The 14,165-nt window shown below is 61.7% G+C and carries 12 protein-coding genes; 6 read left to right on the top strand and 6 right to left on the bottom strand.

Translation table 11 applies throughout. The features are described from left to right. Window positions 1–12 precede the first annotated feature (12 nt). Window positions 13–972, top strand: a complete 960-nt coding sequence (locus tag F3H58_RS02280; protein WP_065655946.1) for a helix-turn-helix domain-containing protein — start codon at window positions 13–15, stop codon at window positions 970–972. A 173-nt stretch (window positions 973–1,145) separates the two neighbouring features. Then, window positions 1,146–2,663 (top strand): aldehyde dehydrogenase, encoded by a 1,518-nt coding sequence (gene adh / locus F3H58_RS02275; RefSeq protein WP_127757805.1) that lies wholly within the window; start codon window positions 1,146–1,148, stop codon window positions 2,661–2,663. Window positions 2,664–2,795: 132 nt separating this feature from the next. Here adh and F3H58_RS02270 read toward each other — a convergent pair whose 3' ends face one another. Continuing rightward, the gene (locus tag F3H58_RS02270; RefSeq protein WP_149741062.1) at window positions 2,796–5,060 is read right to left on the bottom strand and encodes a methyl-accepting chemotaxis protein; all 2,265 of its coding nucleotides are present in this window, start codon (window positions 5,058–5,060) and stop codon (window positions 2,796–2,798) included. Window positions 5,061–5,249: 189 nt separating this feature from the next. Between F3H58_RS02270 and F3H58_RS02265 the strand changes: the two genes are divergently transcribed. Genes F3H58_RS02265 through F3H58_RS02250 form a run of 4 tightly spaced genes read left to right on the top strand, consistent with a single transcriptional unit; the run spans window position 5,250 to window position 8,718 of the window. After that, complete coding sequence (locus F3H58_RS02265) at window positions 5,250–6,089, top strand: glycosyltransferase family 2 protein (RefSeq protein WP_149741061.1); 840 nt, start codon at window positions 5,250–5,252, stop codon at window positions 6,087–6,089. 20 nt (window positions 6,090–6,109) lie between these two features. After that, window positions 6,110–6,397 (top strand): lipid-A-disaccharide synthase N-terminal domain-containing protein, encoded by a 288-nt coding sequence (locus tag F3H58_RS02260; RefSeq protein WP_031233742.1) that lies wholly within the window; start codon window positions 6,110–6,112, stop codon window positions 6,395–6,397. Next, on the top strand, window positions 6,372–7,880 hold the full coding sequence (locus F3H58_RS02255; protein ID WP_188128736.1) for an ArnT family glycosyltransferase: 1,509 nt from the start codon (window positions 6,372–6,374) through the stop codon (window positions 7,878–7,880). Before F3H58_RS02260 ends, F3H58_RS02255 begins: the two co-directional genes overlap by 26 nt. After that, window positions 7,870–8,718, top strand: a complete 849-nt coding sequence (locus F3H58_RS02250) for a phosphatase PAP2 family protein (RefSeq protein WP_149741060.1) — start codon at window positions 7,870–7,872, stop codon at window positions 8,716–8,718. Before F3H58_RS02255 ends, F3H58_RS02250 begins: the two co-directional genes overlap by 11 nt. 250 nt (window positions 8,719–8,968) lie before the next feature. Here the strand turns inward: F3H58_RS02250 and F3H58_RS02245 are convergent, their stop codons facing one another. The 5 genes from F3H58_RS02245 to F3H58_RS02225 form a co-directional block, all read right to left on the bottom strand. Next, a complete protein-coding gene (locus F3H58_RS02245; RefSeq protein ID WP_003522877.1) occupies window positions 8,969–9,901 on the bottom strand; it encodes a ribose-phosphate pyrophosphokinase in 933 nt (310 codons plus the stop codon). Between the two features lie 221 nt (window positions 9,902–10,122). Beyond that, window positions 10,123–10,872: a hypothetical protein gene (locus F3H58_RS02240; protein WP_149741059.1), complete on the bottom strand. Its 750-nt coding sequence runs from the start codon at window positions 10,870–10,872 to the stop codon at window positions 10,123–10,125. Window positions 10,873–10,961: 89 nt separating this feature from the next. Then, a complete protein-coding gene (locus F3H58_RS02235) occupies window positions 10,962–12,113 on the bottom strand; it encodes a M24 family metallopeptidase (protein ID WP_149741058.1) in 1,152 nt (383 codons plus the stop codon). A 1-nt stretch (window position 12,114) separates the two neighbouring features. After that, window positions 12,115–12,909, bottom strand: a complete 795-nt coding sequence (gene pgeF, locus F3H58_RS02230; RefSeq protein WP_149741057.1) for a peptidoglycan editing factor PgeF — start codon at window positions 12,907–12,909, stop codon at window positions 12,115–12,117. 151 nt (window positions 12,910–13,060) lie between these two features. Then, window positions 13,061–14,161 (bottom strand): class I SAM-dependent methyltransferase, encoded by a 1,101-nt coding sequence (locus F3H58_RS02225; RefSeq protein ID WP_149741056.1) that lies wholly within the window; start codon window positions 14,159–14,161, stop codon window positions 13,061–13,063. Between the last annotated feature and the right edge of the window lie 4 nt (window positions 14,162–14,165).

Below are 14,165 nucleotides of genomic sequence, written 5' to 3'. Positions count from 1 at the left end.
TGGGAGGAGCGTATGCCGACAGACATCGCCCATGCGGAACGCGTGTATGAAACCGCGCGCCATCGTTCTGCAGCCGCAAGTTCTCCGATTGTCGCCTCCTGGCGTCGCTGCATGGTCAAACATCATCTTGCACCGGAGGAAAACCGCAAGCCGATCTTTCTCAGCGAATATGAGTTCCGCCGCGCCCGCGAAAGTGCGGCCGGCCTGATTGCCGAAAGCACGGATGAACTCGACCGCATTTTCCAAAGCGTCGGCAGATCCGGCTGCTGCCTGCTTTTGACCGACGCGCAGGGCGTTGCGCTGGAGCGGCGCGGCGCCTCTGGCGATGATCGTGATTTCCGGGCGCTTGGCCTCTGGTCCGGGGCGGTCTGGAGCGAAGAAAGCGTGGGCACCAACGGTATCGGCACGGCACTGGTGGATGAGCGCTCGGTGGTGGTCTACCGCGATCAGCATTTCTTCACGTCGAATACCGAACTCTGCTGCACCACGGCTCCCATCCGCGATCATACCGGCCGGGTGACGGGCGCGCTCGATATTTCCACCTGCCGCGACGACATCAACGAGATGACTTTCTCCTTCGTCACCCAGGCGGTGAAGGATGCGGCACAGCGCATCGAGGGCAATCTTTTCCGCCGCGCCTTTCCGGGTGCGCGCATCGTCGTCGTCCCGAGCGGTTTCGGCGCGGCGCTGTCGCTGCTCGCCGTAGATCAGGACGATCTCGTGCTGGGTGCGACCCGTGCCGCACGCCTTGCGTTGAAGCTGGACGACGCCCGCATCGCACAGGGACTGCCCGCCGCCGATGTTCTTCAGGAACAGCGCCACGATGGCGGTTCCGATCTTGCGGAAGCGGAGCGCTCGGCGCTGCGGCGCGTGTTGTCGCGCACCAACGGCAATGTCACGCAGGCCGCTTCGCTGCTCGGCATCAGCCGCGCCACGCTTCACCGCAAGATGAAGAAATTCGACGTGCACTAAGGTGCGTGCGGGTGCGTTCCGGCCAATCATGCCGGATCGAGGTGCCTTTGTCGCAGATGTGAGACAATGTGCGCTGCGGAACCGCGCCGCCCCTCTACCGAACCGCGCCATCTAGGCCCACCTTCCTCTCATGCGGTCCGCTGCGGATCGTTTTCATCAGGGAGGATGAAATCATGAACATTCAGGTTCAGCAGAAAGCGGGCGAAGCGCCCTTCAAGCTGAAATACGGCAATTACATCGGCGGCAAATGGGTGGAGCCGAAATCCGGCCGCTACATGGATAATCTTTCGCCGGTCACCGGCCACAAGATCTGCGAAGTGCCGCGCTCGGACGCATCCGACATCGAGTTCGCGCTTGACGCAGCCCACAAGGCTCGCGACAAATGGGGCAAGACCAGCATAACCGAACGCTCCAACATCCTGCTCAAGATCGCCCAGCGGATCGAGGACAATCTCGATCTCATCGCCCGGGCCGAAACCTGGGATAACGGCAAGCCGCTGCGCGAGACCACCAATGCGGATATTCCGCTCGCCATCGACCATTTCCGTTATTTCGCGGGCTGCATCCGCGCCCAGGAAGGCACGATCGGTGAAATCGACAACGATACGGTCGCCTATCATTTCCATGAGCCGCTCGGCGTCGTCGGCCAGATCATTCCGTGGAACTTCCCGATCCTGATGGCTGCGTGGAAACTCGCACCGGCGCTTGCAGCAGGCAATTGCGTGGTGCTGAAGCCGGCGGAACAGACACCGGCCTCGATTCTCATCGTGATGGAACTGATCGAAGACCTGCTGCCGCCCGGCGTCCTCAACATCGTCAACGGCACGGGTCTCGAAGCCGGCAAGCCGCTGGCGCAGAGCAACCGCATCGCCAAGATCGCCTTTACCGGCTCCACCTCGGTCGGTAAGGAAATCATGCGTTATGCGGCCGATAACGTCACCAACATCACGCTGGAGCTGGGTGGCAAGTCGCCGAACATCTTCTTTGCCGACGTGATGAACGAGGACGATGCCTTCCTCGACAAGGCGCTCGAAGGTTTCGCCTTCTTCGCGCTCAATCAGGGCGAAGTCTGCACCTGCCCGTCGCGTGCGCTGGTGCATGAATCGATCTATGACCGCTTCATGGAAAAGGCGATCAAGCGCGTTCAGGCGATCAGCCAGGACGATCCGCTCAATCCGTCGACCATGCTGGGCGCGCAGGCCTCGCAGGAACAGTTCGACAAGATCATGAGCTATCTGGAGATAGGCAAGAAGGAAGGCGCCAGGGTTCTGACCGGCGGCGACCGCAAGACGCTGACGGGCGATCTGAAGGATGGCTATTACATCCAGCCGACCGTCTTCGAAGGCAACAACAAGATGCGGATTTTCCAGGAGGAAATCTTCGGGCCGGTTGTTTCCGTCACCACCTTCAAGACGGTGGAAGAGGCGCTCGAAATCGCCAATGACACGGTTTACGGTCTGGGCGCAGGCGTCTGGAGCCGTGATACCAACATTGCCTATCGGGCCGGCCGGGGCATCGAAGCGGGCCGCGTATGGACGAATTGCTATCACGTCTATCCCGCGGGCGCTGCCTTTGGCGGCTACAAGCAGTCGGGCATCGGTCGCGAGACCCACAAGATGATGCTCGATCATTACCAGCAGACCAAGAACCTGCTCGTGTCCTACAGCCCGAACAAGGTCGGTTTCTTCTGAGGTCCTCCCCGGAAGCCGGCGAGGGGCTGTGGTGCCAGATCGCCGGCGTGTTCCCAGGGGCTTCGGCCCCTGGGAGCCCGGCTTCAAACAGAAAGGCCGGAGGTTTTGCCTCCGGCCTTTTTTCGTTGCGGTTTATGCCGCGTAACGCTGGTCCCGTTGGCGGGGGCCGCCGACCGAGAACTGCCCCACCTGTTCGGTCAGGCCGTCCGCCTCGCTGGATAGCGAGAAGGCGGCGGCCGTCGTTTCCTCCACCATGGCCGCGTTCTGCTGCGTTACATGGTCGAGTTCGTTGACGGAGGCGTTGATTTCGCTGAGGCGGCCGGACTGTTCGCGCGATGCGGTGGCGATCTCGCCGATCTGGTCGTTGACCGACTGGATGCGTTTCTGAATCTGCTCGAGGCTTTCACCCGTCTTCAGCACCAGCGCCACGCCGCTTTCCACATCGCCCGCCGAGGTGGCGATCAGCGTCGTGATGTCCCGGGCGGCGGCTGCCGATTTCTGGGCAAGCTCGCGAACTTCCTGCGCCACAACGGCAAAGCCCTTGCCGGCTTCGCCGGCGCGGGCGGCTTCCACACCGGCATTCAGCGCCAGCAGATTGGTCTGGAAGGCGATCTGGTCGATGACATCGATGATCTGGCGGATCTTGGCCGACGAGGTTTCGATGCGTTCCATCGCCACGATCGCTTCTTTAACGACAGCCGTGGACTTGTGCGCATCCTGCATCGTGCCCGCCGTCGCCTCGACGGCGACATTGCAGCGCGACAGCGAGAGATTGACGGCTTGCGTCATGTCTCCGAGTGCCGCTGCCGCTTCCTCAAGGGCTGCGGCCTGGCGTTCGGTGCGACGCGACAGGTCTTCCGATGCGCTTTTCAGTTCGCCGGAGCCGGAGCGGATGGCATTGGCGCTTTCGCCGATGTTGGAGATGGTCGCTTCCAGGCCTGCCATGGAGTTGTTGAAGTCGATGCGCAGATGATCGAGCGACGGCACGAAGGATTTGTCGATGCGGAGATCGAGCCTGCCGGCCGCGAGATTGGCAAGGCCGGTGGCGAGTGCTTCGACAGCCTCTTCCAGCTCTTTCGCGCTTCTTGCCTTTTCCATTTCCCGCTGGGCGCGTTCTTCGTCCAGTTCTTCGCTCTTGCGATGGGATTCGGCTTCCATGCGCTGCTTGTCCAGAATGCCCTGACGGAAGGATTCCAGCGCGCGCGCCATGGTGCCGATCTCGTCGCCACGGGAAACGGCCTTGATCTCGATGTTGTTTTCACCGCCGTTCAGGCGCTCCATCAGCCCTGCAAGGCCGGTCAGCGGCTTGGTCAGGCTCGCGGAAACGAAAATGCCGATCAGCGTCATGATCGCAAGTACGGCCAGTGTCGCGACCGTCGCCCAGAAGGCGAGATCGTTGGCGGCGGCGAGAACCTTGCTTTCCTGCTGGCCGATGGCCAGAAGATGTTTCTGTCCGAAGACGGAGACCGGGCGATAGGCATAGAAGATGTTGCCCGTAGGTGTCTGCGCCATCACCGTTCCGGCGTTGTTTGCGTTGGAAAGGGCGGCGAGGCTTTCGGACACCGCAGCGTCAGCGCCGCCCGAGAGTACGCCGGCCCGACGTTTGCCGTCGGCGCTCAGGAGAACGGCGTCATCAATGGTCTTGCCGGTTTCCTCGGGCGTCACCACCGAGCCGATGCGATCAGCGGCGATGCGCATGATGACGGCGCCCTTGCGCTGGAGCTGGCCCCAGTTGGAGACGGCGAGCGGCATGCCGATCATGGCCGAATCATTTTCGCCGCCAGTGAAACCTGTGGTGCTAACGACGCCGTCCTTGCCGGCTTCGATGCGGTCGAACAGGTCCTTGATCGCGGCGTTCTGCGGTTCTGTCACGCTGGTGAGGAAGTTCTTCCCCTTCGTCACAGTGTAAATAATGAGGCCGGTCTTGTCGATCACATAGATGTCGCTGACGCGGGTGTTGCGCCAGACGCTGGCGATGGCGGCGTTGATGGTGGCGTGGCGAATGGCGTAAAGCAGTCGCAAGCCTTCGCCATTGAAGGAGGCGCGCTCCTCTTCGGAGACGCCCTCGCGGCGGAAAGCCTGTATGATCGCATCCCTTTCCGTCGGTACAACGGTGGTCATCGTTTCCAGCGCCTGTGCGACCGCGGCGTTCTGCGACAGTTCGGAAATGCTCTGTTCGACGCGCAAAGTATAGGCATCAAGCTGCTTGGACTGGTTGCCTGCAACCGTTTCGAGCCTGATTTCGCTGGCGTCGATCAGTCCCGACTTCCCCATCTCATAGGACAACAGCCCCACGGAAAGACATGAAACCAGCGTTGCGCCCGTGACGAGCGCTGCGAATTTAGCCTTTATCGACAATGATTTAGCTTTGACAGCAGTCGGATTTACACCCGGCATCCTGTTTCCTCCCCCCAAAAAACGTGGCCATACCGTGGCAAAAATTGTTTACGTCCGCGTTAAAAGTGCTGGGAATTGTACGATTGTTTCCCGCATGCCGTGAAAAAATAGCCGGCCGCCACTGACGCGTTTCCCGTAATAAAACTGCAATAGAACGGGCGCATATCGAGTGAAGTTCAACGGCTGTTCATGTTCATGCAAGCTTTCCGCGCTCCTTCTCTCGCCACTATCAATGATGTCTGCGGACTGAGTGCGGACGGATATGACGGAGCCAGCGTGAAACCGAGGCCGGATTTCGCCGTTGTCGTGCCAATGCACAATGAGCAAGCGAGTGTGGAAACGCTCGTGGCGGAGATTTTTGCCGCCTGCCAGCCCGTCGGCGCCTTCGAGATCGTGGTGGTGGACGACGCATCTTCGGACGGCACGGTCGATGCGGTGCTTGCGCTTGGCGATCGTTACCCGATGCTGCGGCTCGTCCGGCATGATCGTCAGGGCGGACAGTCTGCGGCGATCCACAGCGGTGTGCAGGCGGCGCGTGCGCCTGTCATCTGCATGCTGGATGGAGACGGGCAGAACCCGCCGGACAATCTGCCGGCTCTTCTCGCGCCGCTTCTCTCCGCAGGCGCTCCCAGCCGGCTCGGTCTTGTGGCCGGCCAGCGTGTCGGTCGGCGCGATACGCTTGGAAAACGTCTTTCCTCCCGCTTCGCCAATGGGCTTCGGGCGCGGATCTTAAAGGACGGGACGCGCGACACCGGCTGCGGGCTCAAGGCCTTCCGCCGCGACGCCTATCTCGCCTTGCCCTATTTCGATCATCACCACCGCTATTTCCCGGCGCTGTTCAATCGCGACGGCTGGCAGGTCACCCATGTCGACGTCACGCACCGGGCGCGGCTGCACGGGAACTCCCATTACACCAATATCGGCCGCGCGCTTGTCGGCATCCACGACCTGATCGGCGTCGCCTGGCTGCTGCGCCGGCGCAAGCGCTCAAGCTGGGCTGAAACTTTCAAAACGGAGACATCGCCGTGAATGCACCGGCTTTATGGTCCATGCTGCATGTGAACAGCTGGAAGGAATTTCTGTGGGTCTGCACCGGCTTCATGGGCCAGATGCTGTTTACCATGCGTTTTCTGGTTCAATGGATTTCTTCGGAACGGGCGAACCGCTCGGTCATTCCGGTGGCCTTCTGGTATTTTTCCGTTCTCGGCGGTCTGGTGCTGCTTTCCTACGCCATCTGGCGGCGCGATCCGGTGTTCATTCTGGGTCAGGCGTCCGGCCTTTTCATCTATGCCCGAAATCTCTGGTTGATTCATGCAGAACGCCGCCAGCATGCATGAGGCGGCGACCCTGCCTTACGAGCAGGCAGGCGATGAGCGCCGGTGGCTGACATTTGCATTCGCGGCGATTGTCCTTGTAACCGCGTTGCGCGTCGTTGGGCTGGCCTTCAACCGCACCGACCTTTTCGTCGATGAGGCGCAATATTGGCTATGGGGCAGGGAGATGGCGCTCGGCGCCTATTCCAAGCCGCCCCTGATCGGCTGGCTCATTCGCGCGGCAACCGTTCTGGGCGGCGGTGAGGGCACGTTTCAGGTTCGGCTGGCCGCGCCCGTGGTGCATGGCGTCGCGGCGGCGGCCATCCTTGCGCTCGGCCGCATGATCTACGATGTCAGGCTGGCATGCCTGGCCGCCCTTATCTATGTAACCCTGCCGGCCGTAACGCTCGGCAGCCTGCTGATCTCGACCGATACGCCGATGATGCTGTTCATCGTGCTGTCGATGATCTGCGTACGGAAACTTGCGCTGGCCCGCCACGAGTGCAGGGCGGCGTTGGGCTGGAGCATCGCCCTCGGTCTCTGCTTCGGCCTTGGTCTGATGTCGAAATATGCGATGATCTATTTTCTGCCCTGCTTCATCGCCGCCGGCTGGCTCTGTGAGGCATGGCGCATCCGGCTGCGTGACGCGGTCATTGCTGCGCTCGTCTGCGTTGCCGTCATCGCGCCCAATCTGTGGTGGAACGCGGCGCACGATTTCATGACCGCACGCCATACGGCGGATAATGCGAACTGGCATGGCGTCCAGCTGAAGATCGGTTCCGCGCTGGAATTCTTCTTCTCCCAGGCGGGCGTGGTCGGACCGTTCGTTTTCGTCGGCATGATCGTCGCAACAATTCGTGCGAAAAATGCCGAAACCCGGGCGCTGGTCGCTCTTTCGGTGCCGATCGTTCTGCTGATTACCGCGCAGGGTTTGATGTCACGGGCGCTCGCCAACTGGGCGGTCGGGGCCTATGCGGCCGGCGTGCTGCTGGCGGTGCCGGTCCTGGCGTCGCGGCGTTGGCTTACCATGTCCACGCTTGTGCTCGGCGGCATCGTGGCCGTCGCGCTGCCGCTGATGACCATTGCCGGAACGCAATTGCGCCTGCCGAAAGGAGAACTGGCGATGGCGCGGTACCTCGGGCGCGCCGAGCTGGTGTCGACCGGCCTGTCACGGGCGCGCGAGGCGGGTGCGGACGCCATCGTCGCTACCGACCGTTCGATACTTGCCGAGCTTTTTTATCAGCTTCGGGATGAGAAGCAGGTGATGACGCGCGCGCTGCCCGAGACCGGCGTGCCTTCCAGTCACTATGCGCTTCTTTACCCGCTGAAACCGGGCGAGGCGAAAAATCCCCTGTTCCTGGGAAGTGTGGATGGCCTGCCGGCCTGCCTTGCCGGCGAGGCTCCGGTCGCCCGCTGGACCGCCGGGCCGGGTTTCCTCGAGGGCAGGGAAATCGGTCTCTGGCGCCTGCTGCCGCGATGCATGCCGGAGGGCAGCAATGGACAATGATCTTTCGCATATGCGGATCACGATCTGGGTGACACTCGCGACATTGGCGCTCGTCATCCTGTTCGCGACCTTTCCCTCGATCGATCTCAGATTCTCCGCCCTGTTTTTCTCGCCCGTCGAGCAGCCATGGTCCGGCCGTGAGCCGTTTCCCGAATGGTTGCGGGATACGCTGCGCGAAGGTACGGAGCTTGCCACCCTTCTGGCTTTCGTGATCCTTGTCGGCAATCTTCGGCTGGGCACGATGCAGAGAACCGGCTGGCGGGTCTGGGCCTTTCTGTGCGGGCCGGTGTTCCTCTGCGCCGGGCTTCTGGTCAATGGAGTACTGAAGGCGACCATCGGTCGCGCGCGCCCGTTCAGCGTCACCGAATTCGGCGGGCAGCAGCTTTTCACGCCGCCGTTCCAGTACAGTGCGCAATGTTATTCGAACTGCTCGTTTTCTTCCGGCGAAACCGCGCTGATCGCCAGTTTCTTCCTGCCGCTCTGCGTGCTCGTCTGGCCCCGGCTGCAACGGCGCGGACGGTTGATGATGGGAGGCATCGCGGCCGGCATGATCGTTCTCATGTCCGGCTTGCGCATCGCGGCCGGGGGGCATTTCCTCAGCGATGTGGTGATGTCCATCCTGTTTTCCGCTCTAACGACACTATTTCTCTACCGGGCGCTGGTGATCGGACGTCATCGCCATCTGTTTACCGGCGATGCGGTTACAGCCGATACGGTCAGCATCTGGCGTAACGGTCGCCATGCTGTTCTGACCCGGGTTCGGCGCTGGTGGCCGAAAATCAAGGCCGCAGCCTCACGTCTGCAACGGCCGCCGGATGCGGGTGCGGCATCGTCTTAAGAGGAACTTCGGAGTTCGCTTTAATGAGGTGAATGGCGAAGCGCGCCAGACACTCCTGCGTCATCCTCGGACTTGTCTCGAGGATCTGCGACCTGTTGATTTATTTAACATGACTAGGTCCTCGGCACAGGGCCGAGGATGACATCGAGGGAACCAGCGATTTCAAGATAGACCGCAGCCTGCCCGGAAATCTAAACCGGGCGGCAATTCGCCAGACCCTAGAATGATTGCCGAGGTTTGCCGCAGCTGCTCAGTCGAACAGGCCGGAAACCGACTGTTCCTGTGCGGTGCGGTTGATCGCTTCGCCGAGCAGGCCTGCGGTGCTGACCACGCGGATATTATGCGCGGACTGGACACCGGTGGTCGGCTGGATGCTATCGGTGATGACGAGTTCGCGCAGCTTCGAGGAAGCAACACGGGCAACCGCGCCGCCGGAAAGCACGCCGTGGGTGATATAGGCTGTGACGCTGGTGGCGCCCTTTTTCAGCAGCGCTTCAGCGGCGTTGCAGAGCGTGCCGCCGGAATCGACGATGTCGTCGATGAGGATGCAGTCCTTGCCGGAGACATCGCCAATGACGTTCATGACTTCGGATTCGCCCGGACGGTCACGACGCTTGTCGACGATGGCCAGAAGACAGTCCAGACGCTTGGCGAGTGCACGGGCGCGAACCACGCCGCCAACGTCGGGCGAAACCACCATGACATTGTTGGTGTCGTAATGGTCCTTCACGTCGCGGGCCAGAATGGGCGCTGCGAAGAGATTGTCGGTGGGGATATCGAAGAAGCCCTGGATCTGGCCGGCATGGAGATCGAGGGTAAGAACGCGGTCGGCACCGGCTTCGGTGATCAGATTGGCGACGAGCTTGGCGGAAATCGGGGTGCGGGGGCCGGCCTTGCGGTCCTGGCGGGCGTAACCGAAATAGGGAAGCACCGCGGTAATACGCTTGGCAGAGGAGCGGCGCATGGCATCGATCATGATGAGCAGTTCCATCAGGTGATCGTTTGCCGGGAAGGAGGTGGACTGGACGATGAAAACGTCTTCGCCGCGCACGTTCTCGCTGATTTCTACGAATATTTCCTGGTCAGCAAACCGCTTTACAGTGGCATTTCCGAGAGGAACGTTAAGATACTTGCAGATCGCTTCGGCAAGGTGCCGGTTCGAATTGCCTGCGAAAACCTTCATTGCGGCCGCCTGTTTCCATGCCATCGCCTTGCATCACGGGGCTCAATCCACCGTAACCAAGCGTCGTTCAAGGGGAGGAACATCCGGCTGAAAAGCCTTTGCCGGATACGCCTTGTTGCCATGCGCGCCTTAATAGCGCTGTTGCTTCCGATTGCAAGAGGACTCCGCGCTTTCGCAATGATTTTCGTGAAATCTCTGTGACTTCTCCCGCCGTTTTCACCTCATCCCTGTTGAGACTGCTTCCATGACGAATAGTCGTTGAGCGTTTTTGCAGCGATATCCTGCATGACCCTGTCGGTCACGGCGGCCCATGGATCGCCGCCTTTTGCCGCCACCGTTTCCTGCCCCTGCAGGCGGTGAAGCCGCACACCATTGGCGTCCAGAATGTCCCAGACGTAAACGACATTGACCTTGGCGCCATCGGCAAAGGCGGAGAAATATCCCTTCAGGATGTTTTCGGCCGAATTGTCGTTTGAGGCCCGGATGGTCAGCCCCTTCGCCCGCGCTTCGGCCCCGAGCTGGCGCGACAGCGGCGTCACGGCCTGAACCGGGGCTCCGATGATCGGCAGGAAGCGGATGGAGTTTGCGGAAGAGGCGGGCGCAAGCGATGCCGTCTGCTGCGCGGGGGCGGGTTGAGCGGCGGCGGGTGGCTGGGTTGCGGTCTGGTTCTGGCGAAGCGGCTCGCCATACTGGCTGCCGTTGGACAGCGCCTGTGCCTGCGCCTGCAACGAGTTTTGCGGTGCATAGGCGGGAACGGATGTTGCGGTTGCCGGAGCGCCCGTCGGTGCGCGGTCGGCGGCGGCGGCCATCTGGTCGAGATCGCCCTGGGTCACGGGTGTCGATTGCGAGGCATTGTGGCCGACATCCACCTGCGGTGTCAGCGCTTCCGTCGTGTTGCAGCCTGACAGGGCCAGCATCATCGCTGGAACAATGATGGCCGGAAAAAGGGGGGTGAACCCCGTCCGGCTCATGCGATTTTCCCTCTCATGTTCCGCTCCTTCTTGCCCAAGGTGGCGCAATGTAAGGGCGGTTTTCCCGCTCTGTCAAACCCGGCAGCGATTTAAGCTGTGAGAAGATCGAGGTTGTGGCGCGAGAGCGGCTCCGGTGCGCCGTCGGTGGTCAGATAGGTCTGGCCGAGCGTCATGGCTGTGCCGGAATCGGAATCCATCACGATCATATGCACGAAGAGCGTCATGTCGGCGGTGATCTCCTGCGGATTGCCGGCGTGGAACATCTGGTGCTCCATCCAGGACGGCGAGAAGCGCGCGCCCAGCGAATAACCGCAGGAGTTCAGCCGGTGGCGGGTCAAGCCGCGTTCATCCATCACGCGGGCATGCACGTCGAAGACATCGCCGAAGCTCTTGCCCGGTCGCAGCACCTCTTCGATGGCGGTGAGGTTTTGCAGGCAGGCGCTGTAAAGCTCCTTCTGGCGGAAATCCTGTTCGCCGATCACCACTGTGCGCATCATGGCGGCATGGTAATGCGCGCTGACGCCGGCCCATTCCAGCGTCAGCTGATCCTTGTCGTCGAGCCTGCGGCGGCCGGCCTTGTAACGGCACAGCAGCGCGTCCGCGCCGGAACCGACGATGAATTCATTGGCGGGGTAATCGCCGCCGCCGGCCAGAACCGCTCCCTGCATGGCCGCGAGAATTGCGGCCTCGTCCGCGCCGGGCCTGATGAGCGGCAACGCCGCGTCCAGCGCCGCATCGGCCAGTTGGCCCGCCTTGCGCGCATGGGCGATCTCGGCCGGGCTTTTGACGAGCCGCAGGGTGCTGACCAGATAGGAAGCGTCGCTCATCTGGCAAAAGCTGGCGAGCTGGTTGTCCAGCAGGCGGGCGACGCGGCCGGTCATGCCGTGCGTGTCGTATTCGACGCCGATCTTTGCCCCCAGCAGGTCGAGATCGCTCAGCAGGTTCTTGAGATCGAGCGTCGGGTCGGCATTGGGCCGGTCGACCCAGATCAGGATATTCTCGATGATGGAGGTATTGCGGGCCTGCCGCAGATCGGCCGAGCGGGTGAGAAGCGTCATGGAGCCATCCGACTTGACCACCAGCGTCTGGAAGAAGCAGTAGCCGAATGTGTCATAGCCGGTCAGCCAATACATGCTTTCCTGCGCAAAAAGCAGCAGGGCGTCCAGCTTCTCCTCGGCCATTTTCGCGAGCAGCCGCTCGCGGCGGGCATCGAATTCCGAAAGCTCGAAGTGCAGGGCCATATCAGTCCTCCAGAATTGCGATTGCGGAAATCTGCCGGCCGTAATCGGGTTCGGCGCGGTGGGTGGTGCGGCGGTAGGAATAGAAGCGCTCTTCGTCGGGATAGGTGCAGAGGCCGAGATTTTCCGCCTTCACGCCGGCCTTGGTCAGGCGGTCTATGGTGAATTGCTTGAGGTCGAACAGCGCGTGTCCCTGCTTGTCCGCCCCGGCGAAATAATTCGCATAGGCCGGATCGATATCGGTAAAGCGCGCCACATATTCCGGCCCGACCTCATAATTATCCTGGCTGATCGAAGGACCGAGCGAGGCGGCGATACGTTCACGGCTGGCGCCGAGCCTCGTCATGGCCTCGATGGTGTTTTCGAGCACACCGAACAATGCGCCCTTCCAGCCGGCATGGGCCGCACCCACGACGCCCGCCTGCGCATCGGCAAAAAGGATCGGGCCGCAATCGGCGCTCAGCACGCCAAGCACGAAACCCGGTGTCGCGGTTACCATGGCGTCGGCCTGCGGGCGGCTGCCGTCATAGGTCTCATCGACCACGAGGACATCGGGGGAATGGATCTGGTGCACGGTGGCGAGGCGCTCCGCCGACAGGCCGAACCATTGCGTTACGCGCCGGCGGTTTTCCTGCACCCGTTCCGGTTCGTCATGCGAGCCGAGGCCGACATTCAGGCCCTGATAAAGCCCTTCCGACACCCCGCCCTGCCGGGTGAAAAAACCGTGGCGGATACGGTTTTTGCTATAGTCGGCGAGCAGGGGACTCTGGATGGGGAGCGGCAGCGTTGCGTTCTGCATGGTGCGGGAGTTCCTTGGAGAATATCGCTGTTGGCCAGTGAAGTACGGTTAAGCGAGATGTTTCCGGTTGCCGCGGCGTTGCGCGGCGTGTGTGATGCAGTGTGCCTGCTTCGTGTGTCGCGGCGATGTTGGCCCAGAGGTGATTGCGCTGTCAATCCACCGCGCGAAACGGCAGGAGATGAAGCGCGGGACTTGAAACGGCGATGACCTTGAAAAGTTCCCCCATCTTGCCGGCCCCTTCGCCGGCGAGGCGGTTGACCGCTTCGGCGATTTCCAGAGTCTGGTCGGGCGTGGCTTTGGCGGCAAGCGCGGCCGCGCGTTCCTTCAGACCGAGGCCATAGAGAAAGTCGCCCTGTCTCAAAGTGCCGTTGACGTGTACGCCGGTTGCTTCGGCTGTTTTCACGAGGCTTTCGAAATCGACATGGCTGGTGAGATCGGCTTCGCCGGGATGCGCAAGCGCCGGGTCGAAGGCATGGTTGCGCATGGCCTGCAACGTATCGCCATAGCTGCCGACCAGATGGCCGTAATCGATGGCGAGCGCCGTGCCGCCATGGACGGAGAGGCGCTGGCAGATCGCGGTCATCACGGCTTCGCGGGCAGGCGAAATCTCGAATATGGCGCCAATCGGCTGCCGTTCCGGCTGCGGCGGCAGCAAAGCCGGGTCTATGCCGGCAAGCCCGGTCGAGAACACAAGTTCGTCATTGGCGTCGAGGCTGACGACCCGTTCGCGGAAACCCTGTGGTGTTTTTATGAATTGCCGGATCGGAATGGCGTCGAAAAGCTCGTTGGCGACGAGGAGCAGGAAACCTTCCGGCACGTCGTCGAAACTGTCATGCCAGGTCAGTCTGTCCGCATGTGCGGCCAGCGTTTCCTTCTGGATGGCGGAAAGGCGGGGGCTGGTTTCCACCAGATGCACCCGCATCGTCTCGTAAAGCGGCGGTGCGATGCGGCGGATGACGCGCAGCATGTCCGACATCATGGTGCCGCGGCCGGGGCCGATTTCCACCAGTTGCGTTTCCATGGGCGCGCCGTGCCTCTGCCAGGCATGAACCACGAAAACGCCGAGCATTTCGCCGAAAAGCTGGCTGACTTCAGGTGCGGTGATGAAATCGCCCGAACGGCCGAAGGGCTCGCGGCTCCTGTAATAACCGTGCTCCGGGTCAGCGAGGCAGAGCGAGAAGAAGTCGGTAACGCTAAGCGGACCGTTAAGCCGGATAAGTGATTTGATGCGTTGCGCGAGCGGTGTCGTCATGGCG

Origin of the sequence: Rhizobium sp. NFACC06-2, from assembly GCF_900101425.1 — a bacterium.
GTDB classification, from domain to species: Bacteria; Pseudomonadota; Alphaproteobacteria; order Rhizobiales; family Rhizobiaceae; genus Agrobacterium; species Agrobacterium leguminum.
Note: the sequence above shows the minus strand (reverse complement) of the source record. Positions and strands in the feature narration are given on the sequence as shown.

Excerpts from the sequence above, each read along its gene's own strand:
- F3H58_RS02280 (WP_065655946.1), top strand. The coding sequence starts at position 13 with ATGCCGACAGACATCGCCCATGCGGAACGCGTGTATGAAACCGCGCGC.
- adh (WP_127757805.1), top strand. The coding sequence starts at position 1,146 with ATGAACATTCAGGTTCAGCAGAAAGCGGGCGAAGCGCCCTTCAAGCTG.
- F3H58_RS02270 (WP_149741062.1), bottom strand. The coding sequence starts at position 5,060 with ATGCCGGGTGTAAATCCGACTGCTGTCAAAGCTAAATCATTGTCGATA.
- F3H58_RS02265 (WP_149741061.1), top strand. The coding sequence starts at position 5,250 with ATGTTCATGCAAGCTTTCCGCGCTCCTTCTCTCGCCACTATCAATGAT.
- F3H58_RS02260 (WP_031233742.1), top strand. The coding sequence starts at position 6,110 with ATGCTGCATGTGAACAGCTGGAAGGAATTTCTGTGGGTCTGCACCGGC.
- F3H58_RS02255 (WP_188128736.1), top strand. The coding sequence starts at position 6,372 with ATGCAGAACGCCGCCAGCATGCATGAGGCGGCGACCCTGCCTTACGAG.
- F3H58_RS02250 (WP_149741060.1), top strand. The coding sequence starts at position 7,870 with ATGGACAATGATCTTTCGCATATGCGGATCACGATCTGGGTGACACTC.
- F3H58_RS02245 (WP_003522877.1), bottom strand. The coding sequence starts at position 9,901 with ATGAAGGTTTTCGCAGGCAATTCGAACCGGCACCTTGCCGAAGCGATC.
- F3H58_RS02240 (WP_149741059.1), bottom strand. The coding sequence starts at position 10,872 with ATGAGCCGGACGGGGTTCACCCCCCTTTTTCCGGCCATCATTGTTCCA.
- F3H58_RS02235 (WP_149741058.1), bottom strand. The coding sequence starts at position 12,113 with ATGGCCCTGCACTTCGAGCTTTCGGAATTCGATGCCCGCCGCGAGCGG.
- pgeF (WP_149741057.1), bottom strand. The coding sequence starts at position 12,909 with ATGCAGAACGCAACGCTGCCGCTCCCCATCCAGAGTCCCCTGCTCGCC.
- F3H58_RS02225 (WP_149741056.1), bottom strand. The coding sequence starts at position 14,161 with ATGACGACACCGCTCGCGCAACGCATCAAATCACTTATCCGGCTTAAC.